General features: G+C 63.5%; 20 protein-coding genes, 1 pseudogene and 1 other annotated feature. Of the genes and pseudogenes, 9 read left to right on the top strand and 12 right to left on the bottom strand.

The features are described from left to right. Positions 1 to 102 precede the first annotated feature (102 nt). From SALB1_RS08030 to pgaD, 4 genes are read left to right on the top strand one after another with little or no spacing between them, the layout of a single operon-like run. The gene (locus SALB1_RS08030; RefSeq protein ID WP_109993390.1) at positions 103 to 2,052 is read left to right on the top strand and encodes a hypothetical protein; all 1,950 of its coding nucleotides are present in this window, start codon (positions 103 to 105) and stop codon (positions 2,050 to 2,052) included. Further along, the gene (pgaB, locus tag SALB1_RS08025) at positions 2,052 to 4,166 is read left to right on the top strand and encodes a poly-beta-1,6-N-acetyl-D-glucosamine N-deacetylase PgaB (protein WP_109993389.1); all 2,115 of its coding nucleotides are present in this window, start codon (positions 2,052 to 2,054) and stop codon (positions 4,164 to 4,166) included. The genes SALB1_RS08030 and pgaB overlap by 1 nt, the downstream gene beginning before the upstream one ends. Further along, positions 4,166 to 5,449 (top strand): poly-beta-1,6-N-acetyl-D-glucosamine synthase, encoded by a 1,284-nt coding sequence (gene pgaC, locus SALB1_RS08020; RefSeq protein ID WP_109993388.1) that lies wholly within the window; start codon positions 4,166 to 4,168, stop codon positions 5,447 to 5,449. The genes pgaB and pgaC overlap by 1 nt, the downstream gene beginning before the upstream one ends. Positions 5,450 to 5,461: 12 nt before the next feature. Then, positions 5,462 to 5,968 (top strand): poly-beta-1,6-N-acetyl-D-glucosamine biosynthesis protein PgaD, encoded by a 507-nt coding sequence (gene pgaD, locus SALB1_RS08015; RefSeq protein ID WP_158590678.1) that lies wholly within the window; start codon positions 5,462 to 5,464, stop codon positions 5,966 to 5,968. Positions 5,969 to 6,087: 119 nt separating this feature from the next. On the opposite strand, the pseudogene SALB1_RS08010 reads toward pgaD, so the two are convergent. Next, positions 6,088 to 7,016: pseudogene (locus tag SALB1_RS08010) on the bottom strand (IS3 family transposase). After that, positions 6,622 to 6,738: a sequence feature (AL1L pseudoknot), on the bottom strand. Its footprint overlaps the pseudogene before it by 117 nt. 117 nt (positions 7,017 to 7,133) lie before the next feature. Here SALB1_RS08010 and SALB1_RS08005 point away from each other — a divergent pair. After that, positions 7,134 to 8,030 (top strand): haloalkane dehalogenase, encoded by an 897-nt coding sequence (locus SALB1_RS08005; RefSeq protein WP_109993386.1) that lies wholly within the window; start codon positions 7,134 to 7,136, stop codon positions 8,028 to 8,030. Between the two features lie 703 nt (positions 8,031 to 8,733). After that, positions 8,734 to 9,735 carry a sodium:calcium antiporter gene (locus SALB1_RS08000; RefSeq protein WP_370453252.1) on the top strand — a complete coding sequence of 334 codons (1,002 nt, stop codon included), beginning with the start codon at positions 8,734 to 8,736 and terminating at the stop codon, positions 9,733 to 9,735. 433 nt (positions 9,736 to 10,168) lie between these two features. On the opposite strand, the gene SALB1_RS19020 is transcribed toward SALB1_RS08000, so the two are convergent. From SALB1_RS19020 to SALB1_RS07970, 6 genes are all read right to left on the bottom strand, one after another. Continuing rightward, positions 10,169 to 10,567 carry a GFA family protein gene (locus SALB1_RS19020; RefSeq protein WP_158590677.1) on the bottom strand — a complete coding sequence of 133 codons (399 nt, stop codon included), beginning with the start codon at positions 10,565 to 10,567 and terminating at the stop codon, positions 10,169 to 10,171. Next, positions 10,564 to 10,971, bottom strand: a complete 408-nt coding sequence (locus tag SALB1_RS07990) for a GFA family protein (RefSeq protein ID WP_109993383.1) — start codon at positions 10,969 to 10,971, stop codon at positions 10,564 to 10,566. The genes SALB1_RS19020 and SALB1_RS07990 overlap by 4 nt, the downstream gene beginning before the upstream one ends. 10 nt (positions 10,972 to 10,981) lie before the next feature. Beyond that, positions 10,982 to 11,626 (bottom strand): LysE family translocator, encoded by a 645-nt coding sequence (locus tag SALB1_RS07985; RefSeq protein ID WP_109993382.1) that lies wholly within the window; start codon positions 11,624 to 11,626, stop codon positions 10,982 to 10,984. A 6-nt stretch (positions 11,627 to 11,632) separates the two neighbouring features. Next, positions 11,633 to 12,268, bottom strand: a complete 636-nt coding sequence (locus SALB1_RS07980; RefSeq protein WP_109993381.1) for a hypothetical protein — start codon at positions 12,266 to 12,268, stop codon at positions 11,633 to 11,635. Between the two features lie 158 nt (positions 12,269 to 12,426). Further along, positions 12,427 to 13,617: a putative hydroxymethylpyrimidine transporter CytX gene (gene cytX, locus SALB1_RS07975; RefSeq protein ID WP_158590676.1), complete on the bottom strand. Its 1,191-nt coding sequence runs from the start codon at positions 13,615 to 13,617 to the stop codon at positions 12,427 to 12,429. A 52-nt stretch (positions 13,618 to 13,669) separates the two neighbouring features. Continuing rightward, positions 13,670 to 14,242, bottom strand: a complete 573-nt coding sequence (locus SALB1_RS07970; protein ID WP_109995338.1) for a helix-turn-helix domain-containing protein — start codon at positions 14,240 to 14,242, stop codon at positions 13,670 to 13,672. A gap of 95 nt (positions 14,243 to 14,337) precedes the next feature. On the opposite strand from SALB1_RS07970, the gene SALB1_RS07965 reads away from it, so the two are divergent. From SALB1_RS07965 to SALB1_RS07955, 3 genes are all read left to right on the top strand, one after another. Further along, positions 14,338 to 15,240, top strand: coding sequence for an EamA family transporter (locus SALB1_RS07965; RefSeq protein WP_109993379.1), 903 nt, complete (start codon positions 14,338 to 14,340; stop codon positions 15,238 to 15,240). A 169-nt stretch (positions 15,241 to 15,409) separates the two neighbouring features. Beyond that, the gene (locus tag SALB1_RS07960) at positions 15,410 to 16,759 is read left to right on the top strand and encodes an arylsulfotransferase family protein (protein ID WP_109993378.1); all 1,350 of its coding nucleotides are present in this window, start codon (positions 15,410 to 15,412) and stop codon (positions 16,757 to 16,759) included. Beyond that, on the top strand, positions 16,749 to 17,303 hold the full coding sequence (locus SALB1_RS07955; protein ID WP_109993377.1) for a cysteine hydrolase family protein: 555 nt from the start codon (positions 16,749 to 16,751) through the stop codon (positions 17,301 to 17,303). The genes SALB1_RS07960 and SALB1_RS07955 overlap by 11 nt, the downstream gene beginning before the upstream one ends. A 7-nt stretch (positions 17,304 to 17,310) precedes the next feature. On the opposite strand, the gene SALB1_RS07950 is transcribed toward SALB1_RS07955, so the two are convergent. The 5 genes from SALB1_RS07950 to mgrA form a co-directional block, all read right to left on the bottom strand. Continuing rightward, complete coding sequence (locus SALB1_RS07950; RefSeq protein WP_109993376.1) at positions 17,311 to 17,796, bottom strand: GNAT family N-acetyltransferase; 486 nt, start codon at positions 17,794 to 17,796, stop codon at positions 17,311 to 17,313. Between the two features lie 158 nt (positions 17,797 to 17,954). Further along, positions 17,955 to 19,376 carry an amidase gene (locus SALB1_RS07945; RefSeq protein ID WP_109993375.1) on the bottom strand — a complete coding sequence of 474 codons (1,422 nt, stop codon included), beginning with the start codon at positions 19,374 to 19,376 and terminating at the stop codon, positions 17,955 to 17,957. A 203-nt stretch (positions 19,377 to 19,579) separates the two neighbouring features. Beyond that, positions 19,580 to 20,500: an oxygenase MpaB family protein gene (locus tag SALB1_RS07940; protein ID WP_370453251.1), complete on the bottom strand. Its 921-nt coding sequence runs from the start codon at positions 20,498 to 20,500 to the stop codon at positions 19,580 to 19,582. Between the two features lie 307 nt (positions 20,501 to 20,807). Continuing rightward, positions 20,808 to 22,577, bottom strand: coding sequence for a methyl-accepting chemotaxis protein (locus tag SALB1_RS07935; protein WP_158590675.1), 1,770 nt, complete (start codon positions 22,575 to 22,577; stop codon positions 20,808 to 20,810). Between the two features lie 836 nt (positions 22,578 to 23,413). Further along, positions 23,414 to 24,442 carry an L-glyceraldehyde 3-phosphate reductase gene (mgrA, locus tag SALB1_RS07930; RefSeq protein ID WP_109993372.1) on the bottom strand — a complete coding sequence of 343 codons (1,029 nt, stop codon included), beginning with the start codon at positions 24,440 to 24,442 and terminating at the stop codon, positions 23,414 to 23,416. Positions 24,443 to 24,606: the final 164 nt, after the last annotated feature.

Genomic DNA, 24,606 nt, shown 5'->3' with positions numbered 1-24,606 from the left:
CTGGGTGGTTTTGGATCGGACGGTTTTCCGTTGCCCGGCGCGCCCGCGTCGGCCTACGGATCCAAAGTCAGGCCCGGATCGGGGCACCCGAATCTGGCGGATATGGCCGGCATTTCAGCGCGCCTGCGCGATCAGGGCCACCCAGCCGAGGCACTGCATCTGGCCAATCGGGTGCTGGGCTATGCACCGAGTAACCAGCAGGCGTTGCAAACCCAGCTTTCCTCGCTTTCGGACCTGGGCGCGGCTGACTATGCGTTCGAGCTGAGCCAGAACAAGGCAGAGGGCTTGCCCGTCGCGGTGCGCCGGCGGCTGCGCGCCGACCGCGCTGCAGCGGCGATCCGGCGTGCCATCACCAAACGCCAACGGCTGGATAGTCAGCATCGCTATGCCAGACGCAACGAGGCGCTGAAACACGCGCTTGGGCTGGTCAATGTCGATCTGGCACTGTTGCCCGCGGGGAGTCCGGCGTATCAACGCAGCCGCTACGATCGCATTTATGTTCTGCGTCAACTGGGGCGCGCCAAGGCAGCGGTGCATGCCTTTCACGCTTTGGGCCCCAAGCGCCATGACACGCCGGCCTATGTTCGCCATGCGGCGGCGGATGCATTGCTGGATATTCATGAATGCGCGCCGGCCGGACGGATATATGCTCGGTTGATCGCCAATAAAAAACATCCGGATACCGGCTTGTTGATGGCGCGTTATTACACGCTCGTCGACTGCGAGCACTACGGGCACGCCCGGCAAATCCTGGCCCGTCTGGTGAAGAACACGCCGGTGTGGCGCTATGTCCGCGGGCAAAAGCGCAAACGCAAGCCCAACTGGCAACGTCTCGACGTTGACCGGCTGCGTGTTCTGGATGCGTATTTCCGGCGGCATCACAAAACCGCCCAATCGCGGGCCTTTGCGCTGTATAACGCGGCGCCGCGTAACGTCGGGCTGATCAATCTGGCGGCCAAGTCGCTGCGCTGGCGCGGGTTGCCCAACCACGCGCATCGCGTGGCCCGGCGCGCGGCAGCCTATGCCCCGCTTGATTCCGGGCTTCGTTTTAACGAGGCGAAGATCGCCCACGATCGCGGCCATTACCGATATTGGCGCCGACACGTCAAGCACTTGGCGAGGCTGTTTCCGCAAGATGATCACATCCAGCTTGCTCGGGCAGGAGTGCGTGATCGGCGGCGGCCGTCGGTCAGTGCCACAAGCCAGTATGGAAGCAGCAGCGGCAGCACCGGGAGTGCCGGCTCGAAGGATTTCCAACTCAAGGCCCGTGCTAATTCGCCGTGGACGAAAAACGGCTTTCGTGCCTTCGCCGAGCAGTATTATCAATACGCGAACTACGGCAGTTACAGCGCGCGCACATGGCGCCCCGGCCTGGGCGTGGAATGGGCCTGGGGCCGCAAACACGCCAGCGCACTGATCAGCGACGGGGTTTATAAAAGCCCGGCCGGTGTGCGCTTGAACTGGTCGCAGTGGGTGAGCGACCGCTGGCAATACGGGTTCACGGTGGCTACCGCCGCCCGCGAAACGCCGCTACGAGCCACGCGCGCCGGGCTTACCGGGCAACTGTACGGCGCCCATCTGACCTGGCGACAGAACGAGTCGCGCAGCGCCAGTTTCAACCTCAGCGAGCTCCATACCAGCGACGGCAATCTGCGCAGCTCGGTGTCGGGACAGTTTTCGCAGCGTTTGTTCGCCAGTGCGCATCACCTCACTGGGCTTGGTCTGTACGCCGGATTCGAGAACAACACGGTCAACAACACGCCGTACTACAACCCGAGACGCTCCGGCTCGGTCGAGGCAACCATTCGCCACGACTGGATAACCTGGCGCCACTATCGGCAGACGTTTCATCAGATATTCAAGGCAAGCGCGGGCAGCGATTTCGAGGCCGGCTACGGGGCTTCGCCTGCCTATTCGATCCAGTACGGCCACGAATGGGATCTGTCGCGAACCTGGTCGCTGCATTACGCCGTGGGCTACGGTAGCCACGTTTATAACGGCAGCCGCGAAGGGCGCGTCTTCGGCATTTTCGGTTTTTCGGGGACATTCTGATGAACTTGTCACGGCGCGGTGCCAGTTTTTTTCCACTACTGTTTTTGCTGGCCTTTCTGGTGGCCCGTGCGGCCAACGCGTCTGATCCTATTCATTTCACGATTCCGCCGGGGCATTTCGTCACGTTGAATTTTCACGACGTCCGTAAAAACGTGGTGCCGGTTGCCGACCATGACCCTTACGCCATAAGCACCCAGCGTCTGGCGAAGTTTTTCGACTGGATGAAAACGCACGACTGGCATCCGGTCTCGCTGGGCCAGATTATCGCCGCGCACAAGGGGAGGAAAAGCCTGCCGCCCAACGCCGTCTTGCTGAGTTTCGACGATGGGCTGGAGAGCGTCTACAGCAAGCTTTTCCCGTTATTGCAAGCGTTTGACTATCCCGCTCTAGTCGCGGTAGAGACACGCTGGATCGAGCACGTCCACGGTTCTTCCAAACACAAAACCAGCCGGATGGAAAAAGCTTATATCCGGGGCGCGCCGACCACCGCATTGAAAAAAGAACTCAAACGTGAAAACAAATCGCCCAATATCCGCAAGCCGGGCAAGGTGTTTTACGAAGGTCAGGAACTGGGGGGCGGCTCGTTCCTGACGTGGGCGCAGATTCGGGCCATGCAGCGCTCAGGACTGGTTGCGATTGCCGTGCATACGCAGAACCTGCACCACGGCGTACTGGCGAATCCCCAGGGCAATAAAGAGCCGGCAGCCATCACGCGCATATACAACCCGGCGACCCGAACCTACGAGTCGAACACGCTGTTTCGCCAGCGTATTCGCTATGACCTGAAGTTCAGCAAACACATAATCACAGAGCGCACCGGCCGCGTTCCGCGCGCGGTGGTATGGCCTTACGGCGCGTTGACGCCGGAAGTGACGCGCATCGCCCATTCGGTTGGGTTGGCCCTGTCGTTTGGACTGGGCGACCGGCATATATCCTCGGTCAAGCATATCGGGAGTCTCGGGCGTTTCTTGATCAGCGAAGATCCGAAGCCGGAGGCGATCGAAGCCCAGGTGCGCCGCGCACTTCATCCGCCAAAGCGAGTCAAGCGCGCGGTACAAGTCGATATGGACGATATCTATTCGCCCGATCCAAAGCAAGTCAACAAGAATCTCGGTGCGTTGCTGGATCGTATCAAAGCCATGCATATCAATACGGTCTATCTCCAAGCCTTCGCCGATCCCGACGGCGACGGCACGGCCAATGCGCTGTATTTTCCGAACTCGTACCTGCCCATGCGGGCGGATCTGTTCAACCGGGTCGCGTGGCAGCTAAGTACCCGGGCCGGCGTCAAAATCTATGCTTGGCTGCCGTTGCTGGCTTTCAAGCTGCCGAACGCAGCGCAGGAGCGCGCGCTTTCCGTGGCGCGCCGAAACAAAAACGGCACCATTACGCCGGTCAAAACCCAAGTACGGCGGCTGAGTCCATTCCGCCCGAAAGCGCAACACATCATCCGCGGCATCTATGCTGATCTGGCCCGGAACTACTCGGCGCTGCATGGCGTTTTGATTGGCGACGATGCCACCCTGCACGCACACGAAGGCGCCCGCGCGTGTACCCCCGGCGCGCGCTGGCCGGGCCCGCGCCAGCAATCACTGAACTGCCCGCTCCAACCACGAACCAAGACCAACGCCCTGATTGCGCTCGACCATGCGGCGACTGGGGCCATGCACCCCTATCTCAACAGCAGCAATCATTTCGGTGTGACACGCAATCTGTTCGCACGCGTCGTCACGCACCCCATGGCTGAAGGACGTTTCGCGCAGGCGCTGGGGCCGTTTCTGAAAAACTACGGCCACGTCGCTCTGATGGCCATGCCCTATCTGGATGACACGCAACAGGCGCCTAAAGCGTGGTTGCGCCAACTCGTCAAGGATGTCGCCGCGAAGCCGCAGGGCCTGAAAAAGACCGTGTTCGAACTCCAGACGCGGAACTGGGCGCGAAATCGCTGGATACCGGCATCGACACTCACCGGCTGGATGCACGAATTGATTGGCCTGGGCGCCGTCAATCTAGCTTATTACCCTGATGATTTTCTCAGTAACCGCCCGCCGTTCAAGCCCATTTTCCAGGCCTTCAGCCTGAACCAGTTTCCGCACCTCCAATCTGAACCGTAATGGGGCTGATCCACCAGATCATCAGGAACTTCGACTTGTCTGGACTGGTATTTGGTCTGGCTTTTAATTATCCGCTGTTCATGGCCTGGATCTGGATAATTGGCGGAGTCTTTTATTACGCTCGCCGCGAACGCGGCCGGCGGCATTGTCACCATGAACCGCCGGAAGTCCCCGGTTATCCGCTGGCCAGCGTCTTGATTCCGTGCATGAACGAAGAAGACCGGATCGAGGAAACGGTTCGCTACGCGCTGGCCTCGCGCTATCCGACGCTCGAGGTGATTGTGGTCAACGATGGCAGCACCGATCGCACCGGTGAGCTACTCGACGCCTATGCCGATCGCGAACCGCGCGTGCGGGTGATTCATCTGGCGAGCAATCAGGGCAAGGCCATCGGACTGCGCGCGGCGGCGCTGGCCGCACGCTCGGATTATCTCGTGTGTATCGACGGCGATGCGTATCTGCACCCTCATGCGGTGCAGTGGCTTGTCTATCACCTGGTGACCGGTACCCGCGTCGGGGCGGTGACGGGCAACCCTCGGATCATCAACCGATCCACGCTGCTGGGCAAGATTCAGGTGGGTGAGTTTTCGTCGATCATCGGGCTGGTCAAGCGGGCACAGCGGGTTTACGGGCGCCTCTTTACGGTTTCCGGCGTAATCGCTGCCTTCAACCGGGCCGCGCTTCACCGCATCGGATTCTGGGATGAACGCATGGCGACCGACGATATCGATGTTTCGTGGCGCTTGCAGATCGATCATTCGGAGGTGCGTTTTGAAGCCAACGCGCTCTGTTACATCTTCATGCCCGAGACACTGCGCGGCCTCTGGAAACAACGCCTGCGCTGGGCGCAGGGCGGGGTCGAGGTGTTGATTGAACAAGGCTTGCGGCTATTTCGCTGGAGACAGCGACGGTTTTGGGGGGTGGCGATCGAGTATCTGGTCAGCGTTTTCTGGTCTTATGCCATGTTGACCGTTTTCATATTGTTCTTCATCGGCCTGGTCATCGACCTGCCGGCGCGTTGGCAGGTTCAAACGCTGATGCCGCAATGGCACGGCGCCGTACTCGGCATGACCTTCCTGATTCAGTCGCTCGTCAGTTTGTGGATGGATCGTCGCTACGAGCGTGAATCTTTCCTCGGAATTTATTATTGGATTATCTGGTATCCGCTGGTGTACTGGATGCTGTCGATGTTTACGATAATCGTGGCGGTGCCCAAGACACTACTCGCCCACGGGCGCAATCGACGAGCGACGTGGGTTAGCCCCGACCGTGGCGTCGGATGAATAGGAGCGGCCGTGGCAAATAGAAAAGAGTGCAACAGCGACCAACTCGAACTGCCGATCATCATCAACAAACCGCAGTTGCAGCCGCGCTGGCAACGGGGTTTGCTTGCTGTCGCTGCGACCTTTGCGTGGTTGTTATGGTTTTATCTGCTCATGCCAGTGCTCACGATGGTTGGCTGGTTTTTCAATCTCAATCTTTTCGGCCAGACCATGGCGGGCGAGCTCGTCAAGCGCTCAACAACTTTATTCGACTATAGCTTGATTATCGGGGCGCTTGGTTCGATCTTGATAATTTGGGCTTTTTACAACTATTTTCGTTTCAAGGGGCGAGATCAGCGCTCGTCTCCGCCGCCTCTCCGGGTCGAAAACTTGTCCCGGTCGTTCCACTTGCTGCCTGAGCAGGTACGACTCATACAAAAAGCGCAGGTGGTTCGTGTCTGGCACGACGAAAACGGTGACATTGCACACGTTGAAAGGCTTTGTTGCATAAACGTCCACAGAGGCCGGTTGGGTTGTTAAGGCCTGTCAGACTCAAGGCCAGTCTAGTGCGCCAGTGGGATAATGGCTCAAATCGCCTGCTTTTTTCGTTAAATAGAACCTGAACTGCCCCGAGTTTACCGGAGACTCGTGGGTTTGAGTCACGCCACTCTGGCAGACTCGGCGATTGTGTCATAGAAGTTCGCTTCAGCCTCGGCCGACGGCATATCGCCGATCGGCTCGAACAGCCGTTGATGATTGAACCCGTCGACCCAGTCCAGCACCGCGAACTCGACGGCGACAAGATGAGGCCACGGCCCGTCGTGCTGACGGATGACTTCCGTCTTGGACAGGCCGATCTCGGTCTCGGCCAGCGCGTTATCATATGAACTGAAGTCACGCTGGGCGCAATCGGCCGGGCTCGGTTGATCGGGGTCGGCAGCGGTCATTTTCGGCCTGCACCCGCGCACAGCGCCTTGCAAGCCCATCTGACGCATCAGACGCTCGACCGGGCACAGAAGAGCCACCGGCCCATCCTCACGCCACAACTGCCGCCAGACTTTGCGGGCGCCATAGACGCAACGATTGGCCGCCCAGACCTGCTGGATCGCGTCGCGCAAAGCGCTCGCGCGTTGATCGCGGTTCGAACGGCGAGCCGGGTCGGTTTGCCGGGCCTCGGCGGCATCGTAGGTCGACGGTGCGATCGGCAGCACACGGCAGATCGGCCCAACAACGTAGACCCCGCGATAATCGTCGATGAACGGCACCATCACTTGTGCAGGCGGTCGAGGCCCTATTGGGCAAAATACGCCGAGGCCTTTTGCCGGATCTCATTGGCCCGTTTCAACTGACGGTTCTCACGCTCAAGCGCCTTGATGCGCTCGCGCTCCTCCGTGGTCTGGCCATCGCGCATCCCGCGGTCCCGCTCGGCCTCGCGAACCCAACTGCGCAGCGTCTCGGGCGTACAGCCGATCTTGCCGGCGATCGAACCGATCGCCGCCCACTGCGAGCTGTAGCCCGCCTGATGCTCAAAGACCATGGGAACCGCGTGTTCACGGGCTTCCGGGGAATAAAGTTGCCGCTGTTTCATGGTTTCATTGTCTCAAGAGTTGGAGCCTCCGGCATTCTCAGGACAGTTCAACGCCGCCTGCCGGCTTGCGTGCCCTGCACGCACTCAGGTTAACGTTGTGTCAACAAAGGAGGCGCTATGACATCATCCAAGCAGCCCTATACGAAGCAAACAGTCGAAGTGCTAGGCCGGGAAATGGCTTACGTGGAGGCCGGCAGTGGCGATCCCATCGTGTTTTTGCATGGCAATCCGACGTCTTCTTATCTGTGGCGCAACGTGATGCCACACTTGGAGAAACTGGGCCGTTGCATCGCGCCGGATCTGATCGGTATGGGGGATTCCGACAAGCTGCCCGACAGCGGCCCCGCCTCATACCGTTTCGTCGAGCACCGTAAATATCTGGATGCGCTGCTAGAAAAGCTCGATGTAAAAGAAAACGTGACCCTGGTCATCCACGACTGGGGCTCGGGCCTGGGTTTCGATTGGGCCAATCGACACCGTGATGCGGTGCAGGGTATCGCCTACATGGAGGCCATCGTCTGTCCGGTAACCTGGGACGACTGGCCGGAGCAGGCGCGAGGAATTTTCCAGGCTTTTCGCTCCGAGTCTGGCGAGGAAATTTGCCTGAAGAAAAACGTGTTCGTCGAGCGGGTATTGCCAACGTCCATTCTCCGAGAGTTGAGCGATGAGGAAATGGACGAATACCGCCGCCCCTTCCGTGAGCAGGGCGAGGGCCGCCGGCCCACGCTCACATGGCCGCGTGAGATCCCGATAGAGGGCGAACCCGAGGACGTGCACAAGATCGTGACCGAGTATGGACAGTGGCTGTCCCGCTCCGAGTTGCCCAAGCTGTTTATCAACGCTGACCCCGGCATTATCCTGATCGGCAAGCAGCGTGAATTCTGCCGCACCTGGCCCAACCAGACGGAAGTTACTGTCAGGGGCCTGCATTTCGTTCAGGAGGACTCGCCACATGAAATCGGCGAGGCGGTAGCCGCTTTTGTAAGCGGCATTCGCGGGACGAGAAACGCGTAAGGTCCGAGAGGGGCGCCAGCAATGTCGCGCGGGACAGGCCAAGTTTTTACTGCACTCTGTGGCGGTGAATACTTGCCAGCCTGGCCGCCGGATTCATCCATACCGCCGGCACCTCGGCCGGCGGTCACTTATTCGCCCATAACCGGCTTGCACTCCGCGATGCGCGGCGGCAAGCACTACGCCGAGCCCGATGAAGATCGCGCCCAAACCACCCTCGGCCCATACGGTCCAACGAGGCCGGCCTTTAGGCATGTCCGATCTGTATCTCAGCGGGCCCTGCGTAGTCGGGCCCGTCGGGATCGAGCGGGTGATCGAAATAGCGTTCCACGGCCCCGAACCCGCCGCCTTGACGCATTCGGCGAGCGCACCGCGCGAGCCGTCGAGGGCATCACGCGCGGCGCGCTCAGCACGTCATGTTGATTTCTGCTGAGACCAAGCACTCAACGACGCAACGAGCCGAGCGCGGGGTTAGAAGATCTTGTGCCGCGCAAGGTACACAACCGGATTCCATGTGCTTGCGCCGCCCTGGCCTGCTTTAATCTACCTCGCGCGACCGTTGCCCGCCACGCCTTGCGAATGTGCAGCCCGGACAACAAAGCGAATATCTGTAGTCCGGGTTCAGCGCTTCATGCTGATGCACGTCTGCTTGCCCCACCCACTGGAATATGTTTTTTTACGATAAAACGACAGCGCAAATGGCGTTCTGACAACCTCCTACATACTCTTACCGATCTACTTCGCCGGGATCGCGTTTGGCAGCGCCTGGCTTTCGCGTGGATTGCATCGCTTGGGCACCGGTCTTGCGCTGCTGCCTGGCCTGCTTGGCCTCATTACGGCGCTTGCGGCCGACTCGCCGGAGATTACGTCCGCAATTACTGCTTTGTCCGGCGGCGACCATGAAGTCGGAGTCGGGGTTGTGCTCGGCTCGAACCTGTTCAACCTCGCCGCGCTCATGGGGTTCAGTGCCATCCTGGCCGGAAACATCACCATGCAGCGCAACGTCTTGGCGTTTAACGCCGCCGTATCTCTGCTGGAGACCGGTTTCGTCGCCTTGATGATGCTGCATGTGCTCACTCCAGTCGCCGGCATGGCGGCGCTGGCCGCGACTTTTTCGGTCTACGTACTGGCGGTATCGCTGCCCGGCAGCGTGGTTAAGCGCTCGCCGCTACCCAGAGAGATCCGCCGCATGATCGCGGCGTTTCTCGACGATGTGCACACGCATCATCACAAGGATGTCAGCCACGGGAAACAGCAACGGCCGGGTTGGCGCAGCCTTGTCGGTATCGTCTGCGGCCTTGTATTGGTTGTCGCCGGTAGCATGGGCACAGTACACACTGCCATTGCCATTGGGGATGCCTGGAACGTGCCGCATGGGCTGATCGGCGCCCTACTACTGGCGGCGCTGACCGGATTTCCGAACGCCTACACCTCGATCCGGCTGGCGCTGCGTAACCAGGGAACCGCCGTGGTCAGCGAAACCGTCAACAGCAACACCATCAATATGGTCATCGGTGTCGGTGTTCCTGCCCTGGTCTTCGGTATGGCACACAAGCCCGTGGCCCTGACGGAAATATGGTGGCTGCTCGGATTCACCGCATTCGTTTCTGCTCTGACATGGGTCGGGAATGGGCTGTCGCGAACCCACGGCATGATCATCGTCACCGTGTATCTTGCATTTGTGGCGGCACGCGTCATCTGGGGCTGAACGACAAGTTCGCGGCGAACGGTAAGCCGAATATCAGGGCCTGTCGCCGTTTCGGCCGAGTCCGCGCCATGCGGCGTTGCGGCAATTCGCCGTATTCCCTGATACGACTCGTCACCGCACTTTGTTTTTTCGACCGAACTGCTTTTTTCTCGAATAGTTAAAAACGAACACGACAAAATGTGTCCATTATCATCCCCAAGGGCGCGCACGACGATGATTCGATCCTGGCACCGATCCACCGCCACGGGCTCTCGTTTTATATGCGCAAGGCAAGACTTAACCCCGTGCCTTCGTGCCATGGGTGGACTCATGCTCGACCTTTCGCCCAACTTCCGTGGCGTGGCCCTCGTAGCCCATCGTTTATAGCGCTCGGCCCGGCAACCGGCCCCGTGGAAGCCCCCGGCGCCTGCGCGCCACGAATGTCCGGGGCCCTTCAGCCCCGCGGTTCAAACCCCGGATAACGCGGCGCGCCATCGTCCAACCGATAATAGTCACCCGCTTCGGCACAGAAGATATGGGCCGTGGTTGTCTCGCCGGTGGGTTCGTCGAAGGCGCCGGGGCTGATTTCAATCCACGGGCTGTTCGTCTCGTCGAACAACAGACTCGAGCCGCAACGGCTGCAAAAGCCACGCGCCGCCGCTGCTGAGGATCGCCACCAGACCAATGCGCCCGCCACGGTCAGTTTGAATCGCCGGCGCGGGATTTCCATTGCGGCCCAGTAATAGCCCGACCAGCGCCGACAGCTTTCACAATGGCAGGCGCCGACCGGCGCCAGATCGCCGTACACCACAAAACGCACGCCGCCACAGGCACAGCCGCCCCTGTGGATCACGAGCCCGTGTCCGGACCGGGAAACCGCGGCGTGTTCGGATCGATCGCATAATAATCGCCGGCCTCGGCGACACAGATATGCGCCGTGGTGGCGAGATGCGTCGGCGCGTCGAGCGCGCCTGGCGCCACCGACACACGATCGGCGTCGTGCCGCCGATAGAACAGGCTCGACCCGCAGTGGCTGCAGAAACCGCGTTCGGCGAATTCCGATGAGGCCCACCAGGCGAGCTCGGCCTCGGCATCGATGATCAATGCGTCGCGCGGCACATGGGTCGCTGCCCAGTAATAGCCCGACCAGCGCCGGCAGGTCTGGCAGTGGCAGGCGATGACGTCGGTCGGCTGGCCGACCAGGCGGAAACGTACGGCGCCACAGGCGCAGCGGCCGGCGTGTTCATGTTCGCTCATGGCGCCCGCCTCAGCGATGCGCGGCGGCCAGGCGCGCGCCGAGCCCGATGAAAATCACGCCCACGCCGCGCTCGGCCCAGGCAGCCAGACGACGCCGCCCTTTGAGGAATCGAATCAGCCGATCACCGACCACGATCAGGGCTGGTTCTATGACGCCCGCCACCACGAACAGCAACAGCCCGTGCAAGGCCAGCTGTGCCGTCACCGGTCCGGCGCCCTCGACCACGAACTGCGGGATGAAGGCCAGGAAGAACAACGCGACCTTGGGATTGAGCAGATCGACCAGAATCCCCTGTCGATAGGCGGCCCAGCGGCTGGGCGCGGCCAGCGCCGCGGGCGTGTCGGCGGCGTCGGCGCCACGCCCGGACGAGACCAGCGACTGGAGCCCCAGCCAGACCAGATAGGCTGCGCCGACATACTTGATGATCGAGAACGCCATCGCCGAGCGCGCGAGGATCGCGGCCAAGCCGAGCACCGTGGCAACAACATGCACGAGCGCGCCCGTCCATACCCCGAACATGGCCGCAAAGCCATGGCCACGCCCGTGACGCCCGGTCTGGGCGGCAATGAACAGCAGGTCCGGCCCCGGCGCGATCTCGAGCGCGAACGCCGCGCCGAAGAACGTCAGCCAGTGGGCCAGCGAGTAATCGAACATGGCTTTTCAATCCTGAAAGCGATCGATGTCGCTGGTGAGTTTAACCCGAACCAGGGCGGCGACCAGCCGCGGGAAATCATCCCGCCCGATCAGCCGCGCGAGCTTCGCCGCGTCGGCCGGCAGACCGAGCCTGTCGGCGGTGGTCAGGCTCGCCTTGTCGGCGAACGGATAGAACTCGCCCCAGACCGCCTGCACCTCACGCAAAAAGATCGCCGCGCCGGTATCGCCGATGCCCTTGAAGCGCTTCAATGCACGCTTGGCAGCATCGATATCGCCGTCGGCCTCTGCACGCAGCCGGCGCAGATCGCCGCCATAGGCCTCGCGCAGGTGATCGTTGAAATCCATGATCTGGGTCGCGGTCTTCTCATCCACTCGGGCATAGCCGGCGCCGTTGAATACGTCAACGCGCTGGCGCCACGTGCTGGCCGCCAGCTTGTCCGGCGTGGTCCAGCCGGCCGCGGCCATCGCCTGTGCCGCACGCATTGCAATGTCAGCCTGCACCGGCGCGCTGGTCAACAGTGCCAGACACAGCAGCCGAAACAGCGGCGACGGTGTGTTCTTCGCAATCGGCGCGCCCAGTTCGGCGGCGAAGGTACGACCATGCTCGGCCAACAGCGCGTCGATCAATTCGCTTTGTTTCATGGTCACGCCACATCAACGCAGGGACTGATGCCCAGCCTAACGCCTGTACGGTGACGTGTATTGGCGCGCGGCTTTCATCGGCCGGCCGCTCGGCCGGCATACCCGCGCACCGCCCAGGCGCGACAACAGCCCGCCGCGGACCGCGCCGCCGACACGCATCAGACCGCGTGCGCAATGGCTCGGGCGCGGCGGCTGAGCACGTAGAGCAGCGCCGTGACCGCGAACGAAGGCAAGGTCGCGCCGATCGGCGTATCCAGCGCCAGAAAACCGTAGTAGCTCGCTACCCCGACAGCCCATACACCCAAGGCCGGCCAGGCCAGCACGCCGGGCTCGTCGACGCGCTCGCCGAGCGCGAAATAGCGCGCCAGCACCACGGCATACAGCGGGGAGAACAGCGCGCCGATGGTATAGAGAAATCCTTCGTAGGCCGAGATCGGCGCCATCAACGCGATCACGGTGCCGATCGCCGTCATCGCGAGCGCCATTACGCGCGGCGAGGCCACGGGCGCGACATGGCGCAGGCTCACGCCCGCCGAATAAGTGTCCATGAAGGTCGTGGTGACGGTCGAGAGCACGATCACCGCCAGGGCCGCCACGAGCGCCGGGGCGCCCGATACCAGTGCGCCGAGATCCAGCCCGCCGAAATGCAGCGCCATGAGCAGGCCGATCGCATACATCCACGCGCTGCCGATCGCGTACCCCAGCCAGGTGAACACGGCCGCGGTGCCGCCGCTTGTCGCGTGGCGGTTATAGTCGGCCACCAGCGGCAGCCAGGACAACGGCATGACCACCACCAGTTCCAGCGCCGCACCGAAGCGCATCGGCGTCGCCATCGGCGCCGGGGCGGCGCCGGCCACGAAGAACAGGCGCACGAACACGGCCAGTAGCAGCCCGATCAACAACACCACGGCCAGCGTGTTGAGCCGACCGATACCGGCCCGGGCGAAAGCCGCCCAGCCCGCGACCAGCAGTCCCAGCACGCCGATCCACAGATCGATCGGCCCGACCGCCCCGAGGTGCCCGGCCAGGCTCGCGAACTGGCGCGCGCCGGTGGCCAGCATGATTGCCGTCCAGCCGACCAGTTGCAGCACATTGAGGGCCGCGAACAGGCGCCGCCCGGCCGAGCCGAAGGCCGCGCCCGCCGTACCCATCGCGCTTTGGTTCTCGCGGCTGCCGATCAGCCCGGCGGCCACCAGCAGCGTAGTGCCGATGACATGGCCGAGCACGATCGCGGCCAGCGCACGGCCCAGCCCCAGCGGGGCGAGCAGCGTGCCGGCGAGCATCTCCGACAACGACACGGCGGCGCCGAACCAGAGGAAAAAGAACGGAATGTCGCGAAACCCGCGCATGGGCATGCTCTCCAGACAGTTTCAAGCCGGGCCGGCCAGTCGGCCCGCCGACTCAATAGACGACGTTGCGCACGAAACGCAACAGCATATCGCCCTCGTTGGCATAACGATGCGGCCGATCGCTGGGAAAGACCCGGAAATCCCCCGCCGCGATCACGAAACGATCGTCGCCCAGCGTGACCGTCAGTTCGCCGGCCAGCACCACGATCATGTTGGCCCAGCCCGCCGGATCGGCATCCGAGGCATAAACCTCGCCGGGCGCCATCGACCAGGACCACAGCTCCACTTGTTCGCGCGCCGTCTTGCTGGCGAGCAGCCGGGCCTGGCTGTCGGTGCTCGCGCCCGCCCAGGCGACCTCGTCGATTCGGGCCGCGTCGGGGGTCTCCGGCGGTGCCACCAGCGCATAGAACGCCACGCCCAACGCCTCCGCCAGCCGATCGAGGGTATTGAGGCTGACGTTGACGTCACCTTTTTCGATGTTGACCAGCATGCGCCGGCTCACCCCGGCGGCTTCGGCAAGGGCCGCCTGGCTCAAACCGGCCGCCGCGCGCAGGCGACGCACGTTGGTCGCGACATGCACGAGCACATCGGGCCGCCCATCGGGGCTGTGCAATATATTGCTCATCGCATTATTTTGCGCCATCATGCGCGACCGGCCAAGCCGGATCGAGGTTCCGGCGCCAGCGCGCGCCGGCGATACGACGTGGTGTGGAAACGCTCATGCAAGCCCATCATCGTGCCCTCATTGCCCGGAGCTGGCCCGTCGCCCTGCTTCTGATCGCCATGAGCGCGATCCAGAGTGGCGCCTCGCTGGCGAAGATGCTGTTCCCGGTCGCCGGCGCGGCTGGTACCACATCGGTACGCCTGATCATCGCGTCGCTACTGCTACTGGCCGTGCTGCGCCCGTGGCGCAGGACCATCTCCGCTGAGGCCTGGAAGGCGATCGCGGTCTACGGCGTCGCGCTCGGCGCCATGAACTTCCTGTTTTACCAGGCGCTGGACCGGATTCCACTCGGCATCGCCGTGGCCTTCGAGTTTACCGGCCCGCTCACCGTGGCCGTGGCCTCCTCGCGCCGGGTAATCGATCTGCTCTGGGTCATGCTGGCCATCGCCGGGCTCGCCGTGCTGCTGTGGCCGGGCTCCGACACCACCGGCGCGGTCAACTGGCCCGGGGCCGCCTGCGCGCTCGGCGCCGGCGCCTGCTGGGCGCTGTATATCCTGTTCGGGCAGAAGGCCGGCGCGGTTCACGGCATGCACAGCGCGGTGCTCGGCGTGACCATCGCGGCGATCGTGGTCGCGCCGATCGGCATCTGGCAGGCCGGCGCGACCCTGCTCACGCCGCACGTACTGGCGATGGGCGCCGGGGTGGCGATTCTGTCGACCGCGCTACCCTATACGCTCGAGATGATCGCGCTGCCACGGCTGCCCACCGCCATGTTCGGCACCTTGATGAGCCTGGAGCCCGCGGTTGGCGCCCTGTCCGGCTTGTTGTTTCTCGGCCAGGAACTGGATCTATGGCAATGGCTGGCGATCGGCGCGGTGATGTGTGCTTCCATCGGCACCACGCTCACGCCGGGCGCCGAAACCGAGCCGCATGTCGAGGAACCGCCGCGGCCGGACTGACCGGGTCGCCCGCCGCGACGGACGGTCGCGGTGACGGCGCGGGGGCTTGCCAGGGCCTGTTGCCGCTTCACACGGCAACGCGGCGTCGCGTGAAACGGCAACAGGCCCTAGACTCTTCGGCTCATTTTCGCGTCATGATCCGGGTTCATGACGCTGCGCCCGGCCGATCATGAAACTGAGCTATCTTGCGAACGCGTTGTATGTGCTAGCGGTCCTGTTTCTGGCTTTCGCGGCCGGCATCGCCGTCAGTCTGACCCAAGTCTGGCCCTTTCCGCTGTTTCACGATGCCTACAAGGCCGGGATGGCCGAATGGTCGCAGTCGCAGACCGCGGTCAATCCGCTGGCCACCGATCTATGGCGTCGTGCGCGCACCAATGCCCGCGGCGTCACCGTGCACGACGCCGCGAAGATGCAGCCGGGCTATACGCTGTTCACCTCGGGTGACGGCAACGTCGCGCGCCTGATCGATGCCGACGGCCGCGTCGTCCATGAATGGAAGATGCCGTTTTCCAGGGTATGGACGAAAAACGCCGCCGTTCAGCATCCGCAGAAGGACGACCTGATCTACATGCGCCGGGCCAAACTGCTGCCCAACGGCCATCTGCTGGCGATCTATATCTCGGGCAACGATACGCCCTGGGGTTATGGCCTGGTCGAGCTCGACGCTGATTCACACATCGTCTGGCGCTATCTGGCACACGTGCATCACGATCTGGATGTCACCAACGACGGCTGTATCGTCACGCTGACCCACGACTTCACCGATCAACCGTTGTCGGGCTATGGCTTCGTGCCCACGCCTTATCTTGAAGATTTCCTGGTCACCCTGTCACCGAACGGCAAACAGCTGTCAAAGCTGTCGCTCACCCGCATGCTGGCACGCTCGCCCTACGGCATATCGCTGCGTCGCGGCGAGCCCTGGTTCGCCGACTTCGACCCGCTGCACGTGAATACGGTTGATTGGCTCGGCCCAAACGACATCAAAGCGCTCGGCTTCGGCAAACCCGGCGACGTGCTCGTCATGTTCCGCCAGATCAATCTGCTGGCGCTGGTGGACCCGAAAGCCCAGCGTATCGTCTGGGCCATGCACGGCAACTGGCTGGCGCCACACGACCCGCACGTGCTGGCCAACGGCAATATCTTGATGTTCGACAACCGCGGTAACATGAAGCCGCACAACCCCTCGCGCGTGATCGAATTCAATCCGCGCAACGACAAGATCGTGTGGTCCTACGACGGTAGCGCGGCTCAGCCGCTGGACAGCCGCATCCGTTCCACCGCCCAACGCCTGGCCGACGGCAACACGCTGATCACTGAATCCGACGGCGGTCGAATGCTCGAAGTCACAAAGGCCGGGCAGATCGTGTGGGAATACGTCAGCCCGATCCGCGCCGGCGATCATCACCAGTTCATCCCGGTGCTCTCCGGCGGGTATCGCATCGACCCGGCCTCGCTCGACCCGGCGTTCCGCCAACGGCTGGCAGCCCGGGAAAAACAGATCCAGGCTCATGCCAAATAACGCGACGGCACTGCTGCTGGTGGATTTTCAGCGGGCGTTCGACGCGCCCGGGCTGGGACCGCGCAGCAATCCGCGGGCCGAAGACAACGCGCTCGCATTGCTCGCTGGCGCGCCGGTAGTACATATCCAGCACAGCTCAACCGAAGCCGGCTCGGCGCTGGCCCCGAACCGGCCGGGGCATGCGTTCAAAGCCGGTTTCGACCCGGCGCCGGGCGAGTTGTGGCTCAGCAAGGGCGTCAACAGTGCGTTCATCGGCACCGGCCTCGAAGCCGAACTCGAGCATTTAGGCAGCCGATCCCTGGTCGTTGCCGGCCTGACCACCGACCATTGTGTCTCGACCACCGTTCGCATGGCGGGCAATCTCGGCTTCGAGGTGGTGCTGGCCGGGGATGCGAGCGCGACCTTCCAACGCCGGGCGGCCGACCCCACCCGGATCGATGCCGACACGGTGCAGCGCGTCCATCTGGCCAGCCTCGATGGCGAGTTCTGTTGCGTACGCAGTACGGCGGCGATCCGCGACTCGATGATCGGCCGGGCCTGGTGACAACCGGTCAGGCGCCGCTGGCGAACGCCTTCAAGCGCTCGCCTTCCAGCCGGTAACCGATCCACTCGCTCTGCGGGGTGGCGCCAATCGACTCATAGAAAGCGATCGCCGGCGCGTTCCAGTCGAGCACGTTCCACTCGAAGCGGCCATAGCCGTGCTCAACCGCCATGCGCGCGAGATGGCGCAATAGCCGGGTGGCATGACCCTGCCCGCGTGCCGAAGGCGTGATATAGAGATCTTCCAGAAAGATGCCGTGGCGCCCGAGCCAGGTCGAAAAGTTGAGAAAATACACCGCGAAGCCAACCGGCTCGTCTTGGACCTCGGCCATCAGGGCATGCACGGTGGCGCCCGCACCGAACAGACGCTCGCGGATAGCGTCGACCGTGGCCACGACTTCATGCTCGGCTTTTTCGTAGATCGCCAGTTCCCGTATGAAGCCGAGAATACGCTCGGCGTCGGCAGGTTCGGCGGGACGAATCACAAGTTCAGACATGGTTGCGGGACTCGGAAACAGACAATCAGGCGCCCATTATCCCGAAACCGGACAAAAGCGCGAGCCGGAGGCCTTGCGTCCCATGCGCCACGGAAGGTGACATTGATCATCACTGCAGACGCGCGGCCGGTCTCTTCGCTCCCGGCCGCGCGGTTAGATCAGCCGTAAAGCGCCGGATCCGGTACCCGCGGCAAACGCGCGGGATGCGCATCGAGGTAGGCATTGGCCGCGCGCAGTACGCGAACGTCATCGAACATGCCGCCGGCGAGCTGAAAGCCCACGGGCAGCCCCGAATCCGTGAACCCACAGGGGACCGACGCCGCCGGCTGCTGGCTGATGTTGAATGGATAGGAGAATGGCGCCCATTCTTCCCAGTCCGTCATGTCGCTGCCCGGCGGCACTTCGTGATTGATCTCGAACGGCGCGATTGGCACCGACGGCGTCATCAGCAGATGATAGTCCTGGTTGAAATGTTCCAACTGCTGGGTGAGCTTGGCGCGTTCGTCGAACGCTTGGAACAGATCGAGCGCGCTCCAACGCTCGGCCTTCCGGGCATTGCGGACCAGGCCCGGATCCATCAACTGCTTGGTCGCTTCGTCGCATTGCGTCCAGACCGCGAGCGAGGCGGTGAACCAGAGGCGGCGGAACACCTCGATCGGCGAGGAAAACCCGGGGTGAACTTCGACGATCTCGGCGCCGAGATCCTCCAGTTTTTCGGCTGCTTCCTTGACCCGCGCGGCGATCTGCGGGTCGACCTGGGCATAGCCCAGATCCTTCGAATAGGCGATACGCAGACCGCGCAGATCACATTCCAGATCCTCGCCCCAATCATCGGGCTGGCCACGCTTGGCATAGGGGTCGCGAAAATCGTAGCGGCCGATCACGTTGAGCATGCGGGCCGCGTCGCGGGGATGCCGGGTTATCGGGCCGATGTGTGACAGGGTGGCCATCTTCGACGGCGGCCACTGGGGAACCCAGCCGAAGCTCGGCTTGAGGCCGAACACACCGGTGAACGCCGCCGGGATACGGATCGAACCACCGGAATCGCCGCCTTGATGCAGCACCCCCATATTGAGCGCGGCAGCCGCAGCAGCCCCGCCGGAGGATCCGCCGGGCGTGAGACGCGTGTCCCACGGATTGCAGGTGGCGCCGAACACACGATTGTCGGTCACCGCCTTCCAGCCGAACTCGGGTGTATTGGTCTTGCCCAGCAATATGGCGCCGGCCTCGCGCAGGCGCGCAGCCGGCGGGGCATCGGTCTCGCACAGCGCCGTACTGGTCGTCGCCGAGCCTTCCCGAGCCGGCATGCCGGCGACCTCGGTCAGATCCTTGAGGGAAACCGGCACACCGTCGATTTCCGAGCGTTGCGTGCCCTGCCCCCAACGCCGCGCCGACTCGGCGGCAGCTTGTTCCGCGCCTTCGCGGTCGACGTAGACATAGGCGTTGACCTCATCGTTGAAGCGATCGATACGATCGAGCGCAGCGCGGGTGGCCTCCAGGGGGGAAGCCTCGCCGGAGGCAAACAGTTCGGACAACTGGCCGGCGTCCATCAGGCCGAGATCGGTATCGTGATCGCTCATGGTGTCGTGCTCGACGGGTCGAATGATCAATCCTGACCGTAACGCCCGGATGTCAACCCGGCTATCCGTATTGGTACGCAACCCTTTGACAACACAGGCGCCAGTGGTCCGCTGACGCGGCGCCGCTAGCGTTCATTCGGCCCATGCCGAGCCGGCCGGGCGACTGACCGCCGGGAACGCGCAGCACCTGTTCCAATGGGTGATTAGTCGAAGACGAGCGCCTCGCGACCGGCGCCGCAGCGCCGCGCCGAACGCATGGCCACGCCTTCGCTCATGGCAGCCCGGATCAGTGGCGCAACCCGCCCGAGCGCGGCAGCCGCGGCCCGGTCGAGCACCCGCTCGCGCCGTGTCCGCCCCATGTGGACACGCGCCCATTCCGGCAACAAGGCGCCTCCCGCGCCGAGAAAGGTCCGGCGCGATACGCCGGCCACCGGCACCGGCAGCTCCATCGCCTCGAGCACCGCCAATGTGGCGCGCGAACGTTCATCGAAGCGCAGCTGGGGCTGGACGGCCGCGAAATAGTCGGTCATTTCGGTTTTCGACGCCGGTACGTTACGCGCCCCGAGACGTTCGGCGATGCAGCGCGTCTCGTCGAAATAACGGTCCTCCGCACCGGCCGGCAGATCGGCGCGGCGATAGCGCTTGTAGCCTTCGATGAACATCGCCATCTCGGTGCAGTGCACCCAGGTCAGCAATTCCGGATCGCGCGCGTCGTAGGGCTCGCCTTCCGGCGTCTCGCCCACCACACGGGCATGCATGCGATCCACGATGTCGATCAGGCGTTCGGCGTCGGCCGTCGGCGCGTAGCTGGTCGCGGCCACGAAGGTCGTGGTGTTGCGCAGCCGGCCGAGCGGGTCCTCGCGAAAACGCGAATGATCCCACACACCGGCCAGCGCGCGGGGGTGCAGCGTCTGCAGCATGAGCGCGGCGATACCGCCGGCCATCATGCCCGGGAAGTCGGCATGAATCTTCCACGTCACCGAATCCGGGCCGAACAGCCCGCGGTCACCGACCGGCGCATCGTAGTCGATGCCGAACTTGTCGTGCGTGGCCACGGTATCGATGATCCAGCCACGAACGCGCTCGTGTACGGGGTCGAGCCAGCCACGAGGTAGCCAAGGCACTTCGGAGCGCAAGCCTGTTTCTCCGCACTGAAAGAACAATCTGGCAATGACTATAACGCACCGCCCCTTTCGTCGGGGCGGCCCTACCCGCTTTGGGGCCTGTGGTGGATGCTCACCCGAGCGAGCACCGCTGGACGGGCCGCTAATCAGTCAGCTTCGGCAAGACACAAGGGCCTGTTGCCGCGTAAGCCGACGGCCAAGCCGCAACCCCGGGCATTGCGCGCCGGATTACGCGCTGAGCGCCAGGGCATTGTTTTAACGTCGGTGGACGGAACAAGCGTGGGTCGACACCCGCGAGGAAAACGCGCTAAAACGTCGCCCACTCGTCCGCTTCGGCGGCCGGCTCGTCGGCCGCCGGTGTCTCCGCCGACTCGCGCGTTCGAGTCGGCGCCCGCCGGGCCTTGGGCTGCTCGGACGCCTCGGACGCCGCCGAAGGCTCGGAAGACGCCGCAGGCGGGACCTCAGCCTGCTTGTCCTCGCGCACCGGGGCTGCATCGGCCGACTCATCCGATGGCTGCTCCTGGCGGGCCGGCGGCGCATGCTGCCCCAGGTGGAAGACTGACATTTTGGTGAACAGTTCCTGCGCACGGCTTTGGAGGTCGTGGCTTGCCGCGGCGGATTCCTCGACCAGCGCCGCGTTCTCCTGCGTGCTCGAATCCATGTCGGCGATCGCCAGATTGACCTGTTCGATGCCGCCGGCCTGTTCGCGACTGGCCGAGGCGATCTCGGCGATCAGCGCGCTCACCTTGTGGATACGCGTATTGATGGTCTCCAGCGCTTCGCCGCACAGGCTGACCTGCTTGGAGCCATCGGCGACTTTCGAGGCACTGTCGGCCACCAGAGCCTTGATATCGTCGACCGCGCTGGCACTGCGATTAGCCAGGTTGCGCACTTCGCTGGCGACCACGGCAAAGCCCCGCCCCTGCTCGCCGGCCCGCGCCGCCTCGACCGACGCATTGAGGGCCAACAGATTGGTCTGAAAGGCGATATCTTCGATCAGGCTCACGATGTCGGTGATCTGGCGGCTAGAGGCATCAATCTCGCCCATGGCCGCCACGGCGCTGCGCGCCACCGAACTGCCGTCGTCGGACCGGGTCTGCACATCACGCGCCAGCGTTTCCGCCTCGACCGCGTTATCGGCGTTCTGCTTCACGGTGGCCGTCATCTGCTCCATGGACGCCGCAGTCTCCTCGAGACTGGCCGCCTGGCGCTGGGTCCGGGCATTGAGTTCCTCACTGCCACTGGCAATCTGGGACGCGCTGGCGCCGACCGACTCCGAACTGCTCCGGACGTCGCTCACGGTATCGACCAGGCGCTGCTGCATCCCGCCGAGGGCGGTCAGCATGGCGCCGAACTCGTCGCGGCGCGAATGGGCGATCTCGTTATCCAGGTGGCCATCGCCGATCGACTCAGCCAGCTGCCGCGCCTGGGCCAGCGGCCGCGTCACCAGACGCACCAGGATCACGGCCACGATCACGCCCGCCAGGAGCGCCGCCGCGCACGTACCCGCGATCAGCAGCGACAGCCATTTCGCAATCTGCCCGCTTTTGGCGTGAACACGCTTGGCGGCCGACATTTCACTATCGCGCAAATCGTAGAGCTTACGCGCGGCCATGGTCAGCGGCAGCGACAGCTGGGCATTGTAATAGGCGTTGGCGAGAAAGGTCTTGCCCTGGCGCAGCACTTTCGCGAACTTGTCGAGCTTGGGATTGAGCTTGTCGAATGTCTTCTGCAGCTTGTCGGCCTGCTTGCGCTCGGCAGGCGACGAAACACGCGCCGGGTAATAATCGCTCCAATGGGCCTGCAGCGACTGGCGCGCGTCCTTCAATTCATCGGCCAGGGCCTTGATGTCGCCGGGCTGGCCGGCATGCAGACGGCCACGGATATTCTGCAGCATGGTCGCGTAGGTCTGGCTGGTCTCGGCCAGCGCACTCACGCCCCGCAGATTGGTGGAATACAATGCATCGTTTTTCGCATTGAGCTGTGCCACTGCGTAGAGCGACAGCGCGCAGAGCACCACCCACGCCAGAATGGTGCTCCCGAAGGCCCAGGTGATTTTCGCTTTGACACTCGACAAGAATTGCACAGCTCCTCCCTTCGTGTTCAGAACAGGCACAACCTGGTCCGGGTGGCCTGCCCGATATGTCGCGTATCGGCGGGCCGGCTTTTTTCTTGAGCGCCTCGACCGCCCGGCCGAACGTCAGCGATCGGTGCTACAGCCGTCCGGCTCGCGTGAATTCGCGGGCAGGCGTCGTATGCTGATCTGTGGATCCGGGCGGTGCACCTCGGGCCGCGCGGGTCGCGGCGGCCACCGCTCCGCCCGAACCCGTCCGACACCTGGCTACGTCGTGATATGAGTTCGTGTCAGGCAAGGCAACGGGATGTGCCGTATTTGGCGGAGGCAATACGGCGAATAGCCACAACGCGCACCGGCGCGATTGCTCGTGCACCTGAAGCGGCAGCGCCTTGATCTTCCTTATTGTTCGCGCGCATTCGCGTGCATTGGTCGACCCAATGCCCTGGCTTATTCAGCCCGCCGCGTGTCGGACAGCATCAAGACCGACGCTGAAGAACAGAGCGCGCCGCCCCCGATGCCGGGCGCAGGCGGCCCGAGACCATCGGGAGTCGCGCATCGTGGCGATTTCGCGTCCGATCCGGACCGCTTCTTCGCGGCTCGGCGCGGCGCCTTGCGCTCCGGGGCTTCGGCGACGTGCCGTTATCGAAGCGGACTTCGACTTCCCAGCCGCTGTGGCCTTCACGGCCCCTGATTTCGTCGCCGCGCTCGGCATCGCGCTCGAGCGATTGCCAGTCGGTCAGATTCGGCTTCGTGACGTCTGCAAGCGATTCGGGATAACGACCCCGCGCCTTCGGATCAGTAAAGACCCGGGCCGGGCGCGGCACACACCGGGCGCATCAGGCATTGCTGGACGCCGCCCAGAGGTTGATGTCCTCGTCGGTGGCATAGTTGTCGATCTCGTCCAGCTCGGCCTCGGTAAACGACAGATTGCCGGCGGCCCGGGCGCAGTCCTCGACCTGCTCGGGCCGCGAGGCGCCAATCAACGCCGAGGTGATCCGCTCGTCGCGCAGCACCCAGGCAATCGCCATCTGGGCCAGCGTCTGCCCGCGTCGTCCGGCGATATCGTTGAGCTTGTTGAGATGCGACACCGCCCGCTCCGAGAGCATGTCCGGATCCAGCGACTTGCCTTGCGTGGCACGCGAGCCTTTCGGGATACCGCCGAGATATTTCGAGGTGAGCATCCCCTGGGCCAGCGGCGTGAACGCGATCGCGCCCATGCCGATCTCGGCCAGGGTATCGGCCAGCCCGTCGCGCTCCACCCAGCGATTGAGCATGTTGTAGCTCGGCTGGTGGATCAGGCACGGCGTACCCATCTCGGCGAGTAGCGCCGCGGCCTCGCGCGTGCGCTCCGCGTTGTAGGACGAAATACCCACGTACAGCGCCTTGCCCTGTTTGACCAGACTGTCGAGCGCGCCCATCGTCTCTTCCAGCGGCGTTTCCGGGTCGACCCGGTGCGAATAGAAGATGTCGACATAATCCACACCCAGGCGCTGGAGCGATTGATCGCAGGAGGCGATCAGGTACTTGCGGCTGCCCCAGTTGCCGTAGGGACCGGGCCACATGTCATAGCCAGCCTTGGACGAGATGATCAATTCGTCGCGATAGCCGGCGAAGTCGGTCTTCAGGATCTGGCCGAAGGCGCGCTCGGCCGAGCCCGGCGGCGGACCGTAGTTGTTGGCCAGATCGAAATGCGTGATGCCGTGGTCGAAGGCCGTACGGCAGATCGCCCGCTTGGTTTCGTGCGGCGTGTCTTCACCAAAGTTGTGCCACAGTCCGAGCGATACCGCGGGGAGCTTCAGCCCCGAGCGCCCACAGCGGCGATAGACCATGGACTCGTAGCGGCTCTCCGACGGGGTATAGGACATCGCGTGCTCTCCTGTTCGCGACACAGGCACCGTGCGACCCGATCGATCTTCGCCTAACCTTGCGGCTGCCGATCGCACGCTGCATGCAGAATTGGTCGGGTGACTCTATCACCGACGATTCTCCAGCGCGGCGCAGGCGAACCGAAGGCGATCGCATCGGCGGC

The sequence above is a fragment of the Salinisphaera sp. LB1 genome (genome assembly GCF_003177035.1).
Lineage (GTDB): Bacteria > Pseudomonadota > Gammaproteobacteria > Nevskiales > Salinisphaeraceae > Salinisphaera.
The sequence above is the reverse complement of the archived record's forward strand: the minus strand, read 5'-3'. Positions and strand labels throughout refer to the sequence as shown.